We start from the raw sequence: 20417 nt of genomic DNA on the forward strand, positions 1-20417 counted from the left end.
GGACGTGTGGCAGATCCATCAACTTACCGACCCCGGACCGGTGAAATCCCCACTACCCCGGGTGTCTACCGCTTCCGTGACCCCCATGGCCGGGTCATCTACGTGGGCAAAGCGAAGAACCTCCGTTCAAGGCTGAACTCTTACTTTGCCAACCCTGCGGGGCTGCTCCCCAAGACCCATGCGATGGTCCATGCAGCCAGCAGCGTTGAATGGACCGTGGTGGGCAGCGAGCTGGAGTCCCTGCAGCTTGAGTACACCTGGATCAAGGAATTCAAGCCTCGGTTCAATGTTGTTTTCCGCGACGACAAGACCTATCCTTACCTGGCCGTGACCATGGGGGAGAAGTTCCCCCGGGTACAGGTCATGCGTGGCGAACGCAGGAAGGGCACCCGCTATTTCGGTCCCTATACGGCGGGGGCCATTAGGGAAACCATGGATACGCTCCTCAGGGTTTTCCCGGTCCGAAGCTGCAGCCCGGGAGTCTTCAAGCGGGCCGAAGCCAGCGGACGGCCCTGCCTGCTGGGGTATATCGACAAATGCTCCGCGCCCTGCGTAGGCCGTGTGACTCCTGACGAGCATCGGGGGCTGGCCGAGGATTTTTGTTCCTTCATGGGCGGCGAGGCCAAGCGCTTCATCAGCCGTTTGGAAAAAGACATGGCAGCAGCCGTGGCGGAACTCGATTACGAGCGTGCTGCCGGGCTCCGTGATGACATCATTGCTTTGCGCAAGGTCTTCGAGCGCAACGCCGTGGTCCTTGCAGAGGATACTGATGCCGACGTCTTCGCACTGCACGATGACGAACTGGAAGCATCGGTCCAGGTGTTCCACGTCCGTGGAGGCCGGGTCCGCGGCCAGCGCGGCTGGGTGGTGGAGAAGGTGGAAGATGCCACCACCCCGGAACTGATTGAACATCTTCTCCAGCAGGTCTACGGCGAAGACAGCGAGGTTCAAGGCAGGATCCCCCGGGAAGTCCTGGTTCCGGAGAACCCCAGCAACCATGCCGAACTGACTGAATGGCTTGGCGGACTCCGTGGCGCCAAAGTGGACATCCGGGTTCCGCAGCGCGGGGACAAGGCCGCATTGATGTCCACGGTCCGTGAAAATGCCGAACAAGCCCTCAAACTCCACAAGACGCGGCGCGCGGGAGACATCACCGTCCGGTCCCTCGCGCTCCAGGAACTCCAGGAAGCCCTGGACATTCCGGTTCCCTTGCTGCGCATCGAGTGTTTCGATATTTCCCATGTCCAGGGCACCAACGTAGTGGCTTCCATGGTGGTGGTCGAAGACGGGCTTCCCAAGAAGGCCGACTACCGTAAGTTCTCCATCACGGGCGCGGCCGCTGCCGATGACACCGCGGCGATGCACGACGTCCTCACGCGGCGGTTCAAGCACTACCTGACGGACAAGGCCGCCCAGGTACCGGTCGTTTCGGGCGAGATCGTCAACCCCACCCGGTCCGTGTCCAGCGGCATGACGGACCCATCGACGTCGGATGCCACGATCCCGGCGCCCAAGGCCAAGTTTGCCTACCCGCCCAACCTCGTGGTGGTCGACGGCGGTCAGCCGCAGGTGAACGCAGCCGCGCGAGCCCTCGCCGAACTTGGCATCGACGACGTCTACGTCGTGGGACTCGCCAAGAGACTGGAAGAGGTCTGGCTTCCCGACAGCGACTTCCCGGTTATCCTGCCGCGGACTTCCCAAGGGCTGTACCTCCTTCAGCGTATCCGCGATGAAGCGCACAGGTTCGCCATCACCTTCCACCGGCAAAAACGCGGCAAGGCAATGACGGTGTCGGTACTGGACGGAGTGCCTGGCCTCGGTGAGGCCAAGCGGAAGGCCCTCGTGTCGCACTTTGGGTCGCTTAAGAAAATCAAGGCAGCCTCGGTCGAGGAACTGACGTCCGCCAAGGGCATCGGTCCAGCCCTGGCCGCCGCAGTGGTCCAGCACTTGGGTTCCACTGCCGCGGATGGGGAGACCGCTCCCGCAGTGAACATGACAACCGGCGAAATCATCGAATCTTAGCTAGGGTAAGAACTTGGCCGCTGCGGCAATTTCCGGCGCTGCGGTCAAGGGGTGCTCCGCCGTGTCCGGCGGGTGGCACCGGCAGCTATGACACTTCCGAGGAAACGGGGACAACTGATGGATGAGGCAATGGCTGGGTCCGGCACGGAGCAGGACGGCCTGACGCCAGTCAAGCCACCGGAGGCGGAGCTCCTGGTCGTCACCGGCATGTCGGGAGCGGGGCGCAGCACTGCGTCCGATGCCCTTGAGGACCACGGCTGGTATGTGGTGGACAACCTGCCTCCCCAGATGCTGGGCACCTTGGCTGAGATTGTCTCGCATGCTCCCAAGTCCATTCCCAAACTGGCAGTCGTGGTGGATGTCCGAAGCAAGGATCTCTTCACGGACATCCAAACGGCACTGGGTGCGTTGAGCGCCAGCGGGATTACTTTCCGCGTGCTGTTCCTCGATGCCAATGATGATGTCCTCGTCCGCCGCTTCGAGCAGGGCCGGCGTCCGCACCCGCTGCAAGGCGGAGGCCGGATCCTCGACGGGATCGGCATCGAGCGGGAGGTCCTGCGCGAACTGCGCGAACACGCCGATGTAGTGCTGGACACCTCGGAGTTCAACGTCCACGGCCTGGCTACCGCCATCACCGAGCTCTTCAGCGACACGGGACCTGTGACTCTGCGGCTCAATGTCATGAGCTTCGGCTTCAAATACGGACTGCCTGTCGACGCAAACTTCGTGGCCGACGCCCGCTTTATCCCCAATCCCCACTGGGTGCCGCAACTCCGTCCCCACACCGGCCTGGACGAGGACGTAAGTGACTACGTGCTCGGCGCAGAGGGCGTGCAGGAATTCGTGGATCGTTACGTCCGGGCCCTGGAGCCTGTTCTGGACGGCTACCGCCAGGAGAACAAGCACTATGCAACCCTTGCCGTTGGCTGCACAGGAGGAAAGCATCGTTCGGTGGCTGTCGCCGTCGAGCTTTCCAAGCGCCTGGCCCAGTTTCCCCGCGTGACCGTAACCACCACCCACCGCGACCTGGGACGTGAGTAGTGGGTGTCCTGACGGGCCCGCTGCCCCTCATACCGCCCAAGGGAGTCCCCGGCAGCCAGCAGAAGAAGAGCCCGTCCGTGGTGGCTCTCGGCGGTGGGCACGGCCTGGCAGCGTCACTTTCGGCCCTCCGGCTGCTTACCTCGGAGCTGACTGCCATTGTCACGGTGGCAGACGACGGCGGATCGTCCGGGCGTTTGCGTGAGGAGTACGGCGTCCTCCCGCCCGGCGATCTGCGGATGGCGCTGAGCGCCCTCTGTGACGACACCGACTGGGGCCGCACCTGGCGTGATGTCATGCAGCATCGTTTCGACGCCGGAGGCAAGGCCAAGGGTGGCTCGTTGGACAACCACGCCATGGGCAACCTCCTCATCGTCACGCTGTGGGAGCTTCTGGGGGATACGGTTGCCGGCCTCAAATGGGCCGGTGCCCTTCTGGGCGCCCGCGGCCAGGTGCTTCCGATGTCCAGCATTCCGTTGACCATCGAGGGCAAGGCACGCACGGAACTTCCCGACGGGAGCCACCAACTGCAGACTGTGCGCGGGCAAGCGAAGTGCGCTGTCGCGGGCAAACTGGAAGAGGTCAAGCTGTTTCCCGAGGATGCCCCGGCATGCACGGAAACCCTGACGGCAATAGAGCTCGCAGACTGGGTGATCCTTGGACCTGGCTCCTGGTACACCTCCGTGCTGCCCCACTTGCTGCTTCCCGAGCTGCGCCAAGCGCTCGGTGACACCGCCGCCAAGCGTTGCTTGACCATGAATCTGGACGTGGAGACCAAAGAGACCTCCGGCATGACCGCCGCAGACCACCTGGACGTCCTTCGGCGCTACGCCCCGGAGTTCAGTGTGGACGTCGTGCTTGCCGACCCGGCTGCGATCCAGGACCTCAAGGCCTTTGAAAAGGCCGCCGGGATGATCGGAGCCGAAGTGGTGTTGGGTAGAGTAGGGGCGTCGAGGCGCCGCCCAGTCCATGACCCATTGCTGCTGGCAGCGGCTTACCACGATATTTTCGGGAACAGTTAGGAATACGCGATGGCACTTACTGCGTCGGTCAAGGACGAACTGTCCCGGCTGGACATCAAGAAATCTTCGGTCCGCAAGGCAGAGGTCTCTGCAATGTTGCGCTTCGCTGGTGGCTTGCACATCATCTCCGGCCGGATCGTCATCGAGGCAGAAGTCGACCTCGCCTCGACCGCCCGGCGCCTGCGCGCCGCGATCGCCGAGGTCTACGGACATCAGAGCGAAATCATCGTGGTATCCGGGGGAGGCCTGCGCCGCGGGAGCCGCTATGTGGTCCGCGTCGTACGCGACGGAGAGGCTTTGGCACGTCAGACAGGCCTCCTGGATGGCCGTGGACGGCCGGTGCGCGGGCTGCCGTCGGTAGTGGTCAACGGTTCTGCCGCGGACGCTGAAGCCGTGTGGCGCGGAGCATTCCTTGCCCATGGTTCCCTCACCGAGCCAGGGCGGTCCTCGTCCCTGGAGGTGACATGCCCGGGTCCTGAATCCGCGCTTGCGCTGGTGGGCGCTGCCCGCCGTCTGGGCATCCAGGCCAAGGCACGCGAGGTCCGCGGCGTGGACAGGGTGGTCATCCGCGACGGAGACACCATCGCTGCCCTGCTGACCAGGATGGGTGCCCATGACGCGCTCATGGTCTGGGAGGAACGCCGGATGCGGAAGGAAGTCAGGGCTACCGCCAACAGGCTGGCGAACTTTGATGACGCCAACCTGCGCCGCTCGGCCCAGGCTGCAGTGGCGGCCGGTGCCAGGGTGGACCGGGCCCTTGAGATTCTGGGCGACGACGTCCCGGACCACCTCAAGTACGCGGGGGAGCTGCGCGTGGCCCACAAGCAGGCCAGCCTGGATGAACTGGGCCGGCTTGCAGACCCGCCCATGACCAAGGACGCCATTGCCGGGCGCATCCGCCGTCTTCTCGCCATGGCCGACAAGCGTGCTTTGGACCTCGGAATTCCCGGGACTGAGGCAAATGTGACTCCCGAAATGATGGACGAGTAGTAAGCACCCATAGAATCGGGAAAGTGTGGAGGAAATACTGCGAGGCAACTGCTGGTTGACCCCGGTGGAGGCAAGAGCAGTTATCTTCCCCAAGGATTTCCGGCTGGTCCGCCGGTCGGATGAACATAACGAGAGTTACCAAACCGGACGTTAGTCCATTACATTGGAGGATTTCGTGACAGAGTACGTTCTGCCCGAGCTCGGCTACGACTACGCAGCACTTGAGCCGCACATTTCGGCAAAGATCATGGAGCTGCACCACAGCAAGCACCACGCTGCCTACGTTGCAGGCGCCAACAACGCCCTTGCCCAGCTGGCCGAGGCCCGCGACAAGGGTGACTTCGCCAACATCAACCGTCTCTCCAAGGATCTCGCGTTCCACACCGGCGGCCACATCAACCACTCCGTGTTCTGGAACAACATCTCCCCGGACGGCGGCGACAAGCCCGAGGGCGAGCTGGCCGCAGCCATCGATGACGCCTTCGGCTCCTTTGACGCTTTCCGCGCCCAGTTCACTGCAGCCGCTCTGGGCCTGCAGGGCTCCGGCTGGGCCTTCCTGGCCTACGAGCCCATCGGTGGGAACCTCCTCATCGAGCAGCTCTACGACCAGCAGGGCAACGTAGCCGTTGGCACCACCCCGCTGCTGATGTTGGACATGTGGGAGCACGCGTTCTACCTGGACTACGTCAACGTCAAGGCTGACTACGTCAAGGCCTTCTGGAACATCGTCAACTGGGCCGATGTCGCCAAGCGCTTCGAAGCCGCACGCACCAACGCCACGGGCCTCATCGTCCTGTAGCTGGTGAGCTTCGGTTCACGCCGATGTAACAAAAGTCACTTTTGGCGTGAATTGAAGCGAAATGCTGAAAAGCCTGCCTCCGCAGTTGCGGGGGCAGGCTCAATTAAACGTAAGATGGATCACGGAAGGCGGTTAGCCTTCAGCAACGTGGCTGGTCGCCCTCCGATCTGATAATCACCTCTGCCCAACGACGTGCGGGGTCTGTTAGTTGGAAATATTTGATCCGACTCACTAGGCGTGCTTGCAAGAGCACCAAGGAGATTGACACATAGTGACCACCCGTATTGGTATCAACGGCTTCGGCCGCATCGGCCGTAACTACTTCCGCGCAGCACTGGCCCAGGGCGCAGACCTTGAGATCGTCGCAGTCAACGACCTCACCAGCCCTGAAACCCTCGCCCACCTCCTGAAGTATGACTCCGTCGGTGGACGCCTCGCCCAGACCGTGGAAGTTGTCGATGGAAACCTGGTAGTCGACGGCAAGTCCATCAAGGTTCTTGCCGAGCGCGATCCCGCGAACCTCCCTTGGGGCGATCTCGGCGTCGACATCGTGATCGAATCCACCGGCTTCTTCACCAAGGCCGCAGCAGCGCAGAAGCACATTGATGCCGGGGCCAAGAAGGTCCTCATCTCCGCACCTGCCAGCGACGAAGACATCACCATCGTCATGGGCGTCAACGACGAGCTTTACGACCCCGCGGCGCACAACATCATCTCCAACGCCTCCTGCACCACCAACTGCCTCGGCCCGCTGGCCAAGGTCGTAAACGACGCGTTCGGCATCGAGCGTGGCCTCATGACTACGGTCCACGCCTACACGGCTGACCAGAACCTGCAGGACGGCCCGCACGGCGATCTTCGCCGCGCACGCGCCGCAGCCATCAACATGGTTCCCACCTCAACCGGTGCAGCCAAGGCAATTGGCCTGGTCCTGCCGGAGCTCAAGGGCAAGCTCGACGGCTACGCCATCCGCGTACCGGTCCCCACCGGCTCGGCCACGGACCTCACGGTCACCGTTTCCCGCGAAGTCACGGTTGAGGAAGTCAACGCAGCCGTCAAGGCAGCAGCCGAGTCCGAGCAGTGGGCCGGTATCCTGTCCTACACGGATGCGCCGATCGTTTCGTCGGACATCGTCGGGGACCCGGCGTCGTCCATCTTCGACTCCGGCCTGACCAAGGTCATCGGCAACCAGGTCAAGGTTGTTTCCTGGTATGACAACGAGTGGGGTTACTCCAACCGCCTCGTAGACCTCACGGAGCTCGTTGCATCCAAGCTGGGCTAGGGTAGACACATGACATCTCACACCCTCAACGAACTCATCGCTGAAGGTGTCCGCGGGCGGTACATTCTGGTCAGAAGTGACCTGAATGTGCCGCTCGACGGCTCTACAGTGACCGACGACGGCCGCATCAAGGCCTCCCTCCCGGTCCTCAAGAAGCTCTCGGACGCCGGTGCCCGTGTGCTCGTGACAGCCCACCTCGGACGCCCCAAGGGCGCGCCTGAAGCCAAGTTCTCATTGAAGCCCGCAGTGGAGCGCCTTGCCGAACTCGCTGACTTCAAGGTCCAGCTTGCTGCGGATACAGTCGGTGACTCCGCCAAGGAGCATGCCGCTGCGCTGCAGGACGGCGACGTGCTTGTCCTGGAGAACGTCCGCTTTGACGCCCGCGAAACCAGCAAAGACGACGCCGAACGCGGCGCCTTCGCTGATGAGCTGGTTGCCCTGACGGGCAGCAATGGAGCGTACGTGGACGACGCATTCGGTGCAGTCCACCGCAAGCACGCCAGCGTCTACGACGTCGCCACACGGCTTCCGTCGTACCTCGGTGATCTTGTCCACACCGAGGTGGAAGTTCTGCGGAAACTGACCACTGACACCCAGCGCCCGTATGTCGTGGTTCTTGGCGGGTCCAAGGTCTCCGACAAACTGGCCGTCATCGACAACCTGCTGGGCAAGGCCGACACCATCCTTGTGGGTGGCGGCATGCTGTTCACCTTCCTTGCAGCAGCAGGGCATAAGGTTGCCGGCAGCCTCCTTGAAGAAGACCAGATTCCGGTTGTCCAGGATTACCTCAAGCGTGCCGCCGATGCAGGCACCTCCTTCGTCATTCCAACTGACGTTGTTGTGGCCAGCCGTTTCGCAGCGGATGCTGAGCATGAGGTCGTCAAAGCAGATGCCATCGAGGAGAGCACCTTTGGCGCTTCCGGCATCGGCCTGGATATCGGACCTGAATCAGCGTCGGCTTTCGCTGCCCAGATTGAGGGCGCCAAGACTGTCTTCTGGAACGGCCCCATGGGCGTTTTCGAATTCGAAGCGTTCGCCAATGGCACCCGGGCCATCGCCCAGGCGCTGACGGACACCGTGGCCTTCACCGTGGTGGGTGGCGGCGATTCTGCTGCCGCAGTCCGTACCCTCGGGTTCGAGGATTCGCAGTTCGGCCACATCTCCACAGGTGGCGGCGCCAGCCTTGAATACCTTGAAGGCAAGGAACTTCCCGGCCTGAGCGTCCTGGACCGCTAAAGCAACAAACCGGCCGGCAGGACGCCACTGCGTCCTGCCGGCCGTTCCACATCCCAACGCATTCTTTTGGAGTACATGTGACTACCTCCGCCAACGGCAACTTCGTCCGTAAGCCCTTCATCGCCGGTAACTGGAAGATGAACATGGACCACGTGCAAGGCATCACCTTGCTGCAGAAGCTCGCGTGGACCCTCTCCGACGCCAAGCACGACTACAACCGCGTTGAGGTCGCCGTGTTCCCCCCCTTCACCGATCTGCGCGGAGTCCAAACCCTCGTCCAGGGCGACGAGCTCGACATCGTCTATGGCGGCCAGGATCTTTCGCAGTTCGACTCGGGAGCCTACACGGGCGACATTTCCGGCCAGTTCCTTAACAAGCTGGGATGTTCCTATGTTTTGGTGGGTCACAGCGAGCGACGGACCATCCACAACGAATCGGACGAGGTCCTCAACGCCAAGGTCAAGGCAGCCTTCCGCCACGAGGTCACTCCCGTCCTCTGCGTGGGCGAAGGCCTCGAAATCCGCCAAGCAGGCACCCACGTTGAGCACACTCTCGCGCAGCTGCGTGCGGGGGTTGATGGACTGACTGACGAACAAGCCGCGGATCTCGTCGTGGCTTATGAGCCCGTCTGGGCCATCGGTACCGGTGAGGTAGCGGGCCCGGAGGACGCGCAGGAAATGTGCGCAGCCATCCGCGCAGAACTCGCAGTGCTTTTTAATGACGCTGTTGCGGCCAAGACCCGCTTGCTCTACGGAGGCTCCGTCAAGGCCAACAACGCCGCCGCCATTATGGCTGGAAGCGACGTTGATGGACTGCTTGTGGGTGGCGCCAGCCTGGACCCCGCAGAATTTGCTAACATTGTCAGGTTCGAGAGCCACCTCGTCACGGACTAGTCCGGCTCCCGTTTTCCGCTTCTTCGAAAGGCCGTCGTGGACGTTCTTCAAGTCATTTTGCAGATTCTGCTGGCTATCACCAGCCTTCTGCTGACGCTGCTTATCCTCCTGCACAAGGGACGTGGCGGCGGTTTGTCCGACATGTTCGGTGGCGGAATGAGTTCGGGGTTGAGCTCCTCCGGTGTTGCCGAGCGCAACCTGAACCGCTTCACCATCATTCTTGGCGTCACTTGGGGCGTTGTCATCATCGGGTTGGGGCTCATTATGCGCTTCACCTCGGGCGGCGACTCCTAGCAGCCACCGGGTGGGGAGGTTCCTTGACGGGAGCCTCCCCATTTTTGTGTCCGGATCGGCACGCAACTACCAGTGCCGCCGTCGGGCCCCTCGCATTAGACTGGCCCTGTTGGCTGTAAAGCTTCCAGGGCCGTGACGGCCGACCACCGAGTCGCTAGGGGTTCGAAAATGGTTCATGGCACGCCAGGTTATCGGGGCACCCGCGTGGGTGTGGCCCAGGGGTCTGAACCCAGAAATCACAGCGACCACGGCCAAGGCGAGCAACTGCCGCGTATTCGGGTTCCCTACTGGTGTGCCAAGGGACACGAAACGCGGCTTGTTTTTCTTAAGCTTCCCGACGAGCAGATCCCGAAGACCTGGGACTGCCCCAAGTGCGGAATGCCCGCGTCACGTGATCCTGAGAGTCCAGCCAATCCACGACCGGAAGACGAACTCTTCAAATCCCATCTGGACTACGTTAAAGAAAGACGCTCCAGCCAGGACGCTGAAATTGTCCTGGCCGGAGCGTTGGAAAGACTACGCGCCCGCGGGATCCTTTCGGACCAACTGCTGGGGGACACGTGAGGCTGCGTTCTCGTCAATGAGCCATAGAGTCCTGGTGCGTCCTGCCGGCCCCGCTGCGGGAACCTGGACCGGATTGGCACCGGCCAAAGCCAAGCCCACGGCGCCGGCCTTGTCCTCACCCGCCACCACCATCCAGATTTCCTGAGCGGTATTGATCGCCGGCAACGTCAAAGAAATACGCGACGGCGGGGGCTTGGGCGAGTTTTCGACGCCAACAACGGCGCGGCTCTTCTCGCGGATGCCCGCCTGCTCGGGGAAGAGCGAGGCAATGTGCGCATCCGGTCCTACACCGAGCAGCAGGACATCGAAACGCGGCAGGTTTCCAGGCTGTTCAGGCCTGTCGTCCGACATGTCCGCGGCGTGCTCCGCCTCCGCAGCCGCCTTGAGCTCGGCTTCGTAGGCCGTTGCAGCTTCATCCGCCGTAGCGAATTGATCTGTTGAGCCGGGCTCATGCACCCTGGCCGGGTCCACCTGCAGGTGGGACAAGAGCGCCTGATGGGCCTGCCGGGTGTTCCTGTCGTCGCTGTCAGCGGCAACGAACCGTTCATCTCCCCACCAGAAGTTGACCCTCGACCAGTCCACGGCCGGAGCCGCGGCGGAGTCGGCAACGGCCTTCAGGGTACCGATGCCCACCGTGCCACCGGTGAGCACCACTGTGGCCTCGCCGTGCTTGTCCTGGACATCCACTAGTTTGGTGATGAGTCGCGCCGCGATTGCGGCCATCAACACCTTTGAATCCGGGTGGATGCTTACTCTTGGCTCAGCGTGCACTGGTTTGGACTCTCCTCTGGCTGGTAAGTGGCAGTCCCATCGTAATCACTTCTCCGAAGACTTCGTCCGGATCCAGCCGCCGGAGTTCCTCAGCGAGGCAATCCTTGAGGCTTCGCCGGGGAAGCGTGATACGCTGCGCCGGCTGTCCCGGCTGCGTCAGCTCCGCGACGGACAAGCCCGGACGGAAAAGCTGCACGTCACCACTGGCGCGGGTGAGACGAACGCGGCGAATGCCGGTGCCCGCGGGGTCCGCCACAATCGTGACAGGCGCCTGCAGGGCCAAGCTCAGCCATGCCGCCAAGAGCAAGGTGCTGGGGGAGTCCGAGGCACCCTCCACAGCGACGGCGGAGACAGGGTCACCATCCACTTGGTCGAAGACTGCAGCGAGCTGCATGCGCCAATTGGTCAGGCGCGTCCACGCGAGGTCGGTATCGCCGGCCTTGTACGTAGCACGGATGTTCTCCAATGCCAGGCGGGGATCGGGCTCGTTGGCGGAGTCGGTGATGCGGCGGTGCGCAATCCGGCCTATCGAGGTTTCACAGGCGCTCTCCGGGGCTCCGTGCGGCCACCAGGCCACGATCGGAGCGTCCGGCAGGAGGAGAGCCGAAACCAGGGATTCGCTCTCGTGGGCCATGTGCCCGTGGCCGCGCAGGACGATGACTTCCGACGCGCCGGCGTCTCCACCGACGCGGATCTGGGCGTCCAGACGATCGGGGCCTTCAGACCCGGCGTCGGCGAGCACAATGATGCGGCAGGGGTGTTCCCGGCTGGCTTCATTGGCCGCTTCGATGGCTTCTTCTTCCTGCCCGGACTTGGTCACCACAACCAGCGTCAGGACCCGGCCCAAGGCAATCACGCCACCCTGTTCGCGCAGCGACATGATCTTCTTGGAGATCTTGGAAGTAGTGGTATCGGGAAGATCTACGATCATGGCCTTCTCCAGGTTCGTCCGTCACGGGCCAGCAGGGCATCGGCCGATGCCGGTCCCCAGCTACCGGGTGCGTAGGGTTGCGGTTGCTCATCAAGCCCGGCCCAGTAGTCCTCGAACGGATCCAGGATCTTCCAGGATAGTTCCACTTCCTGATGGCGCGGGAAGAGCGGCGGCTCGCCGAGCAGCACGTCCAGAATCAGACGCTCGTACGCTTCGGGGCTGGACTCTGTGAACGAGTGCCCGTAGCCGAAGTCCATGGTGACATCGCGGACTTCCATCTGCGTGCCCGGCACCTTGGAGCCGAAGCGGATCGTGGCGCCCTCGTCGGGTTGGACACGGATAACTACGGCGTTCTGGCCGAAGTCGTCCTCGCCGTGGTCACGGAAGAGCAGGTTGGGTGCCCTCTTGAAGACCACTGCGATTTCGGTGACGCGGCGGCCCAGGCGCTTTCCGGCGCGCAGGTAGAACGGAACCCCGTTCCACCGGCGGGTATTGATGTCCACGCGGATCGCGGCGTACGTCTCGGTTTTCGAATCTGCCGGGATGCCGTCCTCGTCCAGGTAACCGAGGACTTTCTCGCCGCCTTGCCAACCGCCGGTGAACTGGCCGCGGGCGGAGTGCGTGGAGAGGTCCTCTGGCAATTTAACAGCTGCGAGGACTTTTTCCTTCTCTGCACGCAGGTCATCTGCGTTGAATGAGATCGGCTCTTCCATGGCAGTCAACGCCAGAAGCTGCAACAGGTGGTTCTGGATGACGTCGCGGGCTGCACCGACACCGTCGTAATAGCCTGCGCGGCCACCGGTGCCGATGTCTTCGGCCATGGTGATCTGGACGTGGTCCACGTAGTTGGCATTCCAGAGGGGTTCGAACAGCTGGTTCGCGAAGCGAAGAGCCAGGATGTTCTGGACCGTCTCCTTGCCCAGGTAGTGGTCAATCCTGAACACCGCATCAGGCGGGAACACGGACTCCACGATGTCGTTGAGCTGGCGGGCTGATTCGAGGTCGTGGCCGAACGGCTTCTCGATCACCACACGGCGCCATTGGCCAGGCTGGGCCTGCGCCAAGCCGTGCTTGGAAAGCTGACGACATACCTGCTCGAACGCCTTCGGCGGGATCGACAGGTAGAAGCCGTGGTTGCCACGGGTGCCGCGGGTTTCGTCCAATTCGTCCAGGACATCGCCCAGACGCTCGAAAGCGTCGTCGTCGTCGAACTCGCCCTGAACAAAACGGATACCGGAAGCGAGCTGCTCCCAGACACCTTCGTCGAACTTGGTACGGGCGTGGGCCTTGACGTTTTCCTTGACCTCAGCCGCGAAATCGGCGTTGTCCCAGTCCCGGCGCCCGAATCCCACCAGTGCAAAGCTCGGGGGCAACAGGCCCCGGTTGGCGAGGTCGTAGACCGCCGGCATGAGTTTCTTGCGGGCGAGGTCGCCGGTCACTCCGAAGAAGACCAACGACGACGGCCCGGCGATGCGGTTCAGGCGGCGGTCCCGCGGATCCCGCAAAGGGTTCCGCAGGCCGCCGTTCTTCCTGCCGTTTTCAGTTTCTGGCATGTTTTTCTATGTGCCTTAGCTTTCGAGTGAGCTGGCCTGGCCGGCCAACGCAGCGACGACTTCCTGAAGCTGAGCTACGCCGGCAGCGCGCTCGGTGAGGTGCAGGCGAAGCACAGGGCGGCCATGGCCTTCCAGGACCTGGGCGTCACCGGACGCCTGGGCAGCGATGAGCTGGCCGAAGGTGAACGGACGCTCTGGGATTTCGAGGTCAGTGGACGAGGCCGCGGTGATCTGCAGGAATACACCGATGGCCGGTCCGCCCTTGTGGAACTGGCCGGTCGAGTGCAGGAACCGCGGTCCCCAGCCGAAGGTCACCGGACGGCCCGATACAGCTGCGAGTTCATCCCGGATACCCTCAAGCGGAGCATGGGTGATGCGGTCAAGGTAGGCCTGGACGCTAAGGTAGCCATCCGCGCCAAGCTGGCCTAGCAGGGCCTGCACGGCATCAGTTACCGAATCCGCAGAGCCGAGCCATTCGCCTCCGCGTACTTCCACGGCACCGTCGGTAAACGCTGCAGGCGTGGGTTCCGGGCGGGCATCCAGCAAGCCGCGTGCAGCCACCTTGGCTGCCTCGACGTCGGGCTGGTCGAACGGGTTGATGCCAAGCAGACGGCCCGCCACGGACGTGGCAAACTCCCACACAAACATCTGGGAGGCAAGCCCGCCGGCAATCGCCACCTCGTTTTCGCGAAGTTCGATGTCGGCATCGGCACTTACCAGACGGACCACCAGGACATCCTCGGCGCCGCCAAGGGCTTCGGGGGAGTCCGGGCCGGCAACCACGGGCAGGACACCGGTGCCCAGCTTGCCCGTGGACTCTGCGATGAGCTGTTCAGCCCAGTCAGCAAAGCCAACAATGCCGGAGCCGTCCTCGGCGATGACGATCTTATTGCGCAAGGGAGAGGTACCACCCAGGGCAATGCCGAGGGCAAGACCGATGTTGTCGGTCGAATCCTCGTTCAGGATCTCGGCTGCTTCTTCTGCTTCATCCAGGAACGCCTGGATATCCACGCCAGCCAGGCCACAAGGGACAAGGCCGAAAGCGGTCAGGGCCGAGAAGCGGCCGCCTACGTTGGGATCCGCGTTGAAAACGGCACGGTAGCCGGCCTCACGGGATGCTTTGTCCAACGGCGAACCGGGGTCGGTGACGATAATGATGCGGCTCTTGGCGTCGATGCCGGCGTCGTTGAACGCCTTCTCGAAGACCCTGCGCTGCGAATCGGTCTCCACGGTGGAACCGGATTTGGAAGAGACAACGATGGCAGTTTCAGCCAAACGGTCCGCCAGCGCAGCACTGACCTGTTCAGGGTCGGTGCTGTCCAGCACAGTCAGCTCGACGCCAGCGGTGCCGGCAATGACCTCGGGAGCCAAAGAGGACCCACCCATGCCACACAGGACAATGCGCGAGACGCCTTCGGCCCGAAGGGCATCACGAAGCTCCAGGATGTCGCCAACCAGGGACTGGGAAACCGTGGCCGCTTCTACCCAACCGAGACGGATGGCCGCCTCGGACTCCGCGTCGGGACCCCACAGTGTGTGGTCCTTGGCAAAGATGCGGGTGGCGATCCTGTCTTCGACCAGGCCGTCAATGTGCTTGGCGATGGCTTGCTGCGCAGCACCGCTGGCGTCGTAACTGAGTGTGCTCATGGTCGCTTAGGAGGCCTTCCGTGCGGTGACGAGTGCGCCTTCGACGTCGGCGAGGAGTTCCTTCCAGGAGCCCACGAACTTCTCGAGGCCTTCGGTCTCAAGAAGGGTCACGACGTCGTTGTAGGAGACGCCCAGCGCTTCGAGGGCGTTGAGGGTCTCGTTCGCTTCGTCGTACGTCCCGGTGATGGTGTCGCCGGTGACCACGCCGTGGTCGAACGTGGCATCGAGGGTCTTTTCGGGCATGGTGTTCACCACGCCCGCAGCAACGAGCTCCGTGACGTAGAGGGTGTCCGGGTAAGCGGGGTCCTTCACGCCGGTGGAAGCCCACAGAGGACGCTGGGGGAGTGCGCCGGCCTCAGCCAGCACTGCCCAGCGCTCGGTGGAGAAGAGCTCTTCGTAGACCTGGTAGGCCAGGCGTGCATTGGCAACGCCGGCCTTGCCCTTGAGTGCTTTGGCTTCTTCGGTTCCGATGGCATCCAGGCGCTTGTCGATCTCGCTGTCCACCCGGGAGACGAAGAACGAGGCAACGGAGTGGATCTTGGAGAGGTCGTGGCCGTTTTCCTTGGCCTGCTCCAGGCCGGACTGGAAAGCGTTGATGACGGCGCGGTAGCGCTCCAAGGAGAAGATCAGCGTGACATTGACGCTGATGCCTTCGGCCAGGGTAGCCGTGATGGCCTCGAGGCCTTCCAAGGTAGCCGGGATCTTGATGTGGACGTTGTCCTTGTTGACCTTAGCGTAGAGGTGCTTGGCCTCGGCGATGGTGCCCTCGGTGTCCCAGGCAAGGCGGGGGTCCACCTCGATGGAAACGCGGCCGTCGACACCGTTGGTGGCCGCGGCAATCGGGGCGAAGAGATCGCAGGCATCGGCGACATCGGTCGTGGTGATTTCGAAGATGGTCTCTTCGACGCTGGCCCCGGCTTCCGCCTTGGCCGCGATGGTTGCGTCATAGTCCGTGCCGGAGGTGATTGCGGCGTGGAAGATGGACGGGTTGGTGGTGACACCAACAACGTTCTTTTCGTCGATGAGCTTCTGCAGGGTGCCCGTTTCCAGGCGGGTGCGGGAGAGGTCGTCGAGCCAGATCGAAACGCCGGCGTCGGAAAGCTGCTGCGTGGGAGTTGTAGACATGTGGTTTCTCCTGTTGTGAGGTATCAGGCTGTTACGCGTTGGCGTCTGCGAGGGAGTCCTTGGCTGCGGCGGCGACGGCTTCGGCGGTGATGCCGAATTCGTTGAAAAGCCGCTTGTAGTCAGCCGAGGCGCCGAAGTGCTCCAGGGAGATCGAACGGCCGGCGTCGCCGACGAATTCGCGCCATCCAAGGGCGAGGCCGGCTTCGACGGAAACACGGGCCCTGACGGCCGCCGGCAGCACGGATTCGCGGTAGGCCTCGTCCTGCTTGTTGAACCATTCAACGCAGGGCATGGACACGACGCGAGCTGCGATGCCTTCTGCTTGGAGGGCTTCGCGGGCCTGGACTGCGAGCTGGACTTCCGAGCCGGTGCCGATCAGGATGACCTGTGCGTCAACGGTCTCGCCGTCCTTGGAGGCTTCGGCCAGGACGTAACCACCCTTGGCAACGCCTGCGGTGGAAGCGAAGGTGTCACCGGCGGCTTCACCTTCGCCGCGGGCGTAGGTGGGGATGTTCTGGCGGGTCAGCACAATGCCGGCGGGGTTTTCGTGGTTCTCCAGCATGGCCTTCCATGCAGCGGAGACCTCGTTGGCATCGCCCGGGCGGACAACGTCCAGGCCCGGGATGGCACGCAAGGAAGCAAGCTGCTCCACCGGCTGGTGGGTAGGTCCGTCTTCGCCCAAACCGATGGAGTCGTGCGTCCACACATACAGGGACGGAACGCCCATCAGTGCGCCGAGACGGATAGCCGGACGCTGGTAGTCGCTGAAGATCAGGAACGTGCCGGAGAACGCGCGGGTGCGTCCGTGCAGGGAAATGCCGTTGACGATCGAGGCGGCAGCGTGCTCACGGATACCGAAGTGCAGGACACGTCCGTACGGGTTGCCCTTCCAGGCATCCGTGGAGCGCGAGGTCGGGATGAACGACGGCGAGCCTTCGATGGTGGTGTTGTTCGACTCGGCGAGGTCGGCCGAACCGCCCCAAAGCTCAGGAAGGACCGGACCGATGGCGTTGAGGACCTTGCCCGATGCCGCACGGGTGGAAACGTCCTTGCCGGCTTCGAAGACAGGAAGCGCAGCGTCAAGCTCGGCCGGCAACTTCTTCGCTTCGACGCGCTCGAGCAGGGCAGCGGCATCCGGGTTGGCAGACTGCCATGCCTCGAACGATGCCTGCCATGCGGCCCGGGACTCGGCACCGCGGTCAAGGACCTTGCGGGCGTGGGCCAGGACTTCTTCGTCAACGTCGAAGGACTTGGCCGGATCGAAGCCGAGCACGCTCTTCAGTGCAGCGACTTCTTCGGCACCCAGGGCAGAGCCGTGGATCTTGCCCGTGTTCTGCTTCTTCGGGGCCGGGTAGCCAATGATGGTGCGCAGCGAGATGATGGACGGCTTGTTCGTCTCGGCCTTGGCAGCCAGAAGAGCCGAGTACAGTTCCTGCACGTCTTCGACGTATTCGCCGGTCTTGGTCCAGTCAACGCGCTGGGTGTGCCAGCCGTAGGCCTCGTAGCGCTTGAGGACGTCTTCGGTGAAGGCGATGTCGGTGTCGTCTTCGATGGAGATGTGGTTCTCGTCGTAGATCACAACGAGGTTGCCCAGTTCCTGGTGTCCGGCAAGCGAGGATGCCTCGGAAGTGACACCTTCCTGCAGGTCGCCGTCGGAAGCGATGACCCAGATGGTGTGGTCGAACGGCGACTCGCCGGCGGGAGCATCGGCGTCGAACAATCCACGCTGGCGACGCTGCGAGTAGGCGAAGCCGACGGCCGAAGCCAGGCCCTGGCCCAGCGGGCCGGTGGTGATTTCCACGCCGGCGGTGTGCTTGTACTCCGGGTGGCCCGGGGTCAGCGAACCCCAGGTGCGCAGTGCTTCAAGGTCCTTCAGCTCCAGGCCGTAGCCGGAAAGGAACAGCTGGATGTAAAGGGTCAGCGACGTGTGACCGGGGGACAGCACGAAGCGGTCGCGGCCCAGCCAGTCCGGGTTCTTCGGATCGTGGCGCATCAGCTTCTGGAACAGCAGGTATGCTGCCGGAGCCAAGCTCATCGCCGTGCCGGGGTGGCCGTTTCCGACCTTCTCCACGGCATCAGCAGCCAACACGCGAACGGTGTCAACAGCCTTCTTGTCCAGATCGGTCCATGACAGTTCTTGCTCTTCCAAATGTGGCACGAAAACCGAGCCCCTCTCTGTGCTGACGGCAGGCGTATGGACACGGCACGCAGGAAGCACAGGATGGCGCCCGCTGCAATGTGTCTACCAGCCGTTCACCATTGAAACGTTGATCTCTCATCCAGACCCACGGATATCCGAGAATACGGTTTCCCGGATGATCAACGTGTGCTGTTCTGCTCAACAGCTTAGCCCCAAACGTGTCATGGAACTCAGGGAATCCCACTAACTGGACAGAAATTCCCTTATATGAATCACGATTGCCCCCGGGAGCAGTGAAGATTCGGAAACATTGGCGTATTTTGCGGACATCGGGCCTCTTCCGGCCACGGTATGATATTTGGAGGCCACCAGCGGTTCATGCGCCCGTGTTTGCTTTCGAAAGCCGGGACGACATCCGCTGCGAGAACCCCAGAGCATAGAACAGAGTGACTGCCGCCGTGAGCACAACTGATACGCCCGTCAACGCTTCCCCGGCCCGGGGAAGCATCGGAACTTCCCGTAAATTAAAGGCGTATCTGGCTCTGACCAAACCCCGTGTCATCGAGCTGCTCCTGGTCAGCACCCTGCCCACCATGATCTTTGCGCAGCGCGGCTTCCCCTCCATCGGCCTGATCCTGGCAACCCTCGTCGGCGGCGCCTTCGCAGCCGGCAGCGCCGGTGTGTTCAACTGCTACATCGACCGCGACATCGACAAACTGATGCACCGCACCGAAAAGCGCCCGCTGGTGACAGGCGAAGTCTCCCCCCGGGAAGCCCTCGTTTTCGCTTGGATCCTTGGTGCCGCGTCCATCGTCATCCTGTGGTTCGGCGCAAACCCGCTTTCCGCCTGGCTTGGACTTGGCGCCATCGTGTTCTACGTGGTCATCTACACGATGATCCTCAAGCGCCGCACAGCCCAGAACATTGTTTGGGGCGGCGCGGCGGGCTGCTTCCCGGTCCTCATTGCCTGGGCCGCGGTCACCAACACTGTCGAATGGCCCGCAATCGTCCTCTTCATGGTCATCTTCCTGTGGACGCCTCCGCACTACTGGCCCCTGTCCATGCGTTACGGCGAGGATTACCGCAACGCCAAGGTACCCATGCTCGGTGCGATCGCCGGTGCCAAGGTCGTTTCGGTGCAGGTAGTCCTCTACGCCTGGGCCATGGTTGCCTGTTCGCTGCTGATGATTCCGGTCGGAGGCGCGGGCTGGGTCTACACGATCGTTGCTGTGGCGGCCGGTGCATGGTTCCTCTACGAAAGCCACGCCCTCTACAAGCGTGCGCAGGGCGGCGATGTCTCCAACAAGGGCGCCATGAAGGTCTTCCACGGCTCCATCAGCTACCTGACACTCCTTTTCATCGCCTTGGCTGTGGATCCGTTCATCGGTTCCCCGATCATCGGCGGCTGATTCCACCCCTCCGTCCCGCAGCAATATCCGACGACGTCGGCACTCACCTGAGTGCCGACGTCGTTCCGTTTCCCCCATCGCTCGCTCACATCCCTACCGCTTGAGGCCATCGCTCGCTCACATCCCGACCGCTTGGACCCACCGCTGAGCACCTAGATGGAGTGCTCACACCACCTATTTTGGCGATCTGACCACTCAAAGTTGATGAAATCACCACCTAGATAAGCCTCTTTTGCGTCTAGGTGGTGCCTTTGGAGACCTACGGTTCCTAGAGGAACAAGTTGTTCCGATTCCACTCGAGCATTGGGCAAATCATGAAAGCGGTACTTCGCACAGCGGGTGTTTTGGCAGTAGCGTCAGCCTCGGGCCTGACAGGAGTGAGCGCAGCCCAAGCCGCCCCAGCTTGCTCAACGGCCAGGGTGTGCCTCTATGACAACTATTGGTTCACAGGAACCCAACGCACCTTCGGCTGGGTAACTTCCTACGTCGGCAACGCCGCAAATGACCAAGCCAGTTCCTTGGTAGTTGGGCCGCCGTCAGACTGGGCCTCGCCCTACGTGTACTTCTATCGGGATGCCAACCATGACGGCCACGCCATAATCTCCCGGGGCGGCAACGCAATGAATGATCTGCGTGGCAGTGCCATGATTCCCGGCGTGAATTGGGATGACGAAATCTCAAGTGTTTGGGGCTGAGTTCTT

The 20417-nt window shown here is 62.6% G+C and carries 18 protein-coding genes; 12 read left to right on the top strand and 6 right to left on the bottom strand.

What is annotated here, in order from left to right; genetic code table 11:
• Nucleotides 1-6 precede the first annotated feature (6 nt).
• The 10 genes from uvrC (at nucleotide 7) to HMI60_RS02860 (ending at nucleotide 10140) form a co-directional block, all read left to right on the top strand.
• On the top strand, nucleotides 7-2022 hold the full coding sequence (uvrC, locus tag HMI60_RS02815) for an excinuclease ABC subunit UvrC (RefSeq protein WP_039241211.1): 2016 nt from the start codon (nucleotides 7-9) through the stop codon (nucleotides 2020-2022).
• Nucleotides 2023-2139: 117 nt separating this feature from the next.
• Nucleotides 2140-3063 (top strand): RNase adapter RapZ, encoded by a 924-nt coding sequence (rapZ, locus tag HMI60_RS02820; protein ID WP_018777552.1) that lies wholly within the window; start codon nucleotides 2140-2142, stop codon nucleotides 3061-3063.
• On the top strand, nucleotides 3063-4082 hold the full coding sequence (gene yvcK / locus HMI60_RS02825) for a uridine diphosphate-N-acetylglucosamine-binding protein YvcK (protein ID WP_193590527.1): 1020 nt from the start codon (nucleotides 3063-3065) through the stop codon (nucleotides 4080-4082). The genes rapZ and yvcK overlap by 1 nt, the downstream gene beginning before the upstream one ends.
• Nucleotides 4083-4091: 9 nt before the next feature.
• Entirely contained in the window at nucleotides 4092-5072 is a 981-nt protein-coding gene (whiA, locus tag HMI60_RS02830; protein WP_018777554.1) for a DNA-binding protein WhiA, read from the top strand.
• Nucleotides 5073-5247: 175 nt separating this feature from the next.
• Nucleotides 5248-5871, top strand: a complete 624-nt coding sequence (locus HMI60_RS02835) for a superoxide dismutase (protein ID WP_018777555.1) — start codon at nucleotides 5248-5250, stop codon at nucleotides 5869-5871.
• A 271-nt stretch (nucleotides 5872-6142) separates the two neighbouring features.
• A complete protein-coding gene (gene gap, locus HMI60_RS02840; RefSeq protein ID WP_018777556.1) occupies nucleotides 6143-7153 on the top strand; it encodes a type I glyceraldehyde-3-phosphate dehydrogenase in 1011 nt (336 codons plus the stop codon).
• A 9-nt stretch (nucleotides 7154-7162) separates the two neighbouring features.
• Nucleotides 7163-8389 carry a phosphoglycerate kinase gene (gene pgk, locus HMI60_RS02845; RefSeq protein ID WP_018777557.1) on the top strand — a complete coding sequence of 409 codons (1227 nt, stop codon included), beginning with the start codon at nucleotides 7163-7165 and terminating at the stop codon, nucleotides 8387-8389.
• A 77-nt stretch (nucleotides 8390-8466) separates the two neighbouring features.
• Nucleotides 8467-9282, top strand: a complete 816-nt coding sequence (gene tpiA / locus HMI60_RS02850) for a triose-phosphate isomerase (RefSeq protein ID WP_018777558.1) — start codon at nucleotides 8467-8469, stop codon at nucleotides 9280-9282.
• A 36-nt stretch (nucleotides 9283-9318) separates the two neighbouring features.
• On the top strand, nucleotides 9319-9576 hold the full coding sequence (gene secG, locus HMI60_RS02855; RefSeq protein WP_018777559.1) for a preprotein translocase subunit SecG: 258 nt from the start codon (nucleotides 9319-9321) through the stop codon (nucleotides 9574-9576).
• Between the two features lie 168 nt (nucleotides 9577-9744).
• On the top strand, nucleotides 9745-10140 hold the full coding sequence (locus HMI60_RS02860) for an RNA polymerase-binding protein RbpA (RefSeq protein ID WP_079581468.1): 396 nt from the start codon (nucleotides 9745-9747) through the stop codon (nucleotides 10138-10140).
• On the opposite strand, the gene pgl is transcribed toward HMI60_RS02860, so the two are convergent.
• From pgl to tkt, 6 genes are read right to left on the bottom strand one after another with little or no spacing between them, the layout of a single operon-like run.
• On the bottom strand, nucleotides 10093-10911 hold the full coding sequence (gene pgl, locus HMI60_RS02865) for a 6-phosphogluconolactonase (RefSeq protein WP_193590528.1): 819 nt from the start codon (nucleotides 10909-10911) through the stop codon (nucleotides 10093-10095). The two genes, HMI60_RS02860 and pgl, sit on opposite strands and share 48 nt — an antisense overlap.
• Complete coding sequence (locus tag HMI60_RS02870) at nucleotides 10901-11842, bottom strand: glucose-6-phosphate dehydrogenase assembly protein OpcA (RefSeq protein ID WP_018777561.1); 942 nt, start codon at nucleotides 11840-11842, stop codon at nucleotides 10901-10903. Before HMI60_RS02870 ends, pgl begins: the two co-directional genes overlap by 11 nt.
• The gene (gene zwf / locus HMI60_RS02875; RefSeq protein ID WP_039241219.1) at nucleotides 11839-13395 is read right to left on the bottom strand and encodes a glucose-6-phosphate dehydrogenase; all 1557 of its coding nucleotides are present in this window, start codon (nucleotides 13393-13395) and stop codon (nucleotides 11839-11841) included. The genes HMI60_RS02870 and zwf overlap by 4 nt, the downstream gene beginning before the upstream one ends.
• Before the next feature lie 15 nt (nucleotides 13396-13410).
• Nucleotides 13411-15042: a glucose-6-phosphate isomerase gene (locus HMI60_RS02880; RefSeq protein ID WP_018777563.1), complete on the bottom strand. Its 1632-nt coding sequence runs from the start codon at nucleotides 15040-15042 to the stop codon at nucleotides 13411-13413.
• 6 nt (nucleotides 15043-15048) lie between these two features.
• Complete coding sequence (tal, locus tag HMI60_RS02885; protein WP_018777564.1) at nucleotides 15049-16167, bottom strand: transaldolase; 1119 nt, start codon at nucleotides 16165-16167, stop codon at nucleotides 15049-15051.
• Between the two features lie 31 nt (nucleotides 16168-16198).
• Nucleotides 16199-18325 (bottom strand): transketolase, encoded by a 2127-nt coding sequence (tkt, locus tag HMI60_RS02890; protein WP_193590529.1) that lies wholly within the window; start codon nucleotides 18323-18325, stop codon nucleotides 16199-16201.
• Nucleotides 18326-18753: 428 nt separating this feature from the next.
• On the opposite strand from tkt, the gene HMI60_RS02895 reads away from it, so the two are divergent.
• Together HMI60_RS02895 and HMI60_RS02900 are read left to right on the top strand one after the other, a co-directional pair.
• A complete protein-coding gene (locus HMI60_RS02895) occupies nucleotides 18754-19716 on the top strand; it encodes a heme o synthase (protein WP_193590530.1) in 963 nt (320 codons plus the stop codon).
• A 314-nt stretch (nucleotides 19717-20030) separates the two neighbouring features.
• Entirely contained in the window at nucleotides 20031-20411 is a 381-nt protein-coding gene (locus HMI60_RS02900) for a peptidase inhibitor family I36 protein (protein ID WP_193590531.1), read from the top strand.
• Nucleotides 20412-20417 lie beyond the last annotated feature (6 nt).

The organism is Paenarthrobacter sp. YJN-D, from assembly GCF_015040335.1.
Classification (GTDB): Bacteria; Actinomycetota; Actinomycetes; order Actinomycetales; family Micrococcaceae; genus Arthrobacter; species Arthrobacter nicotinovorans.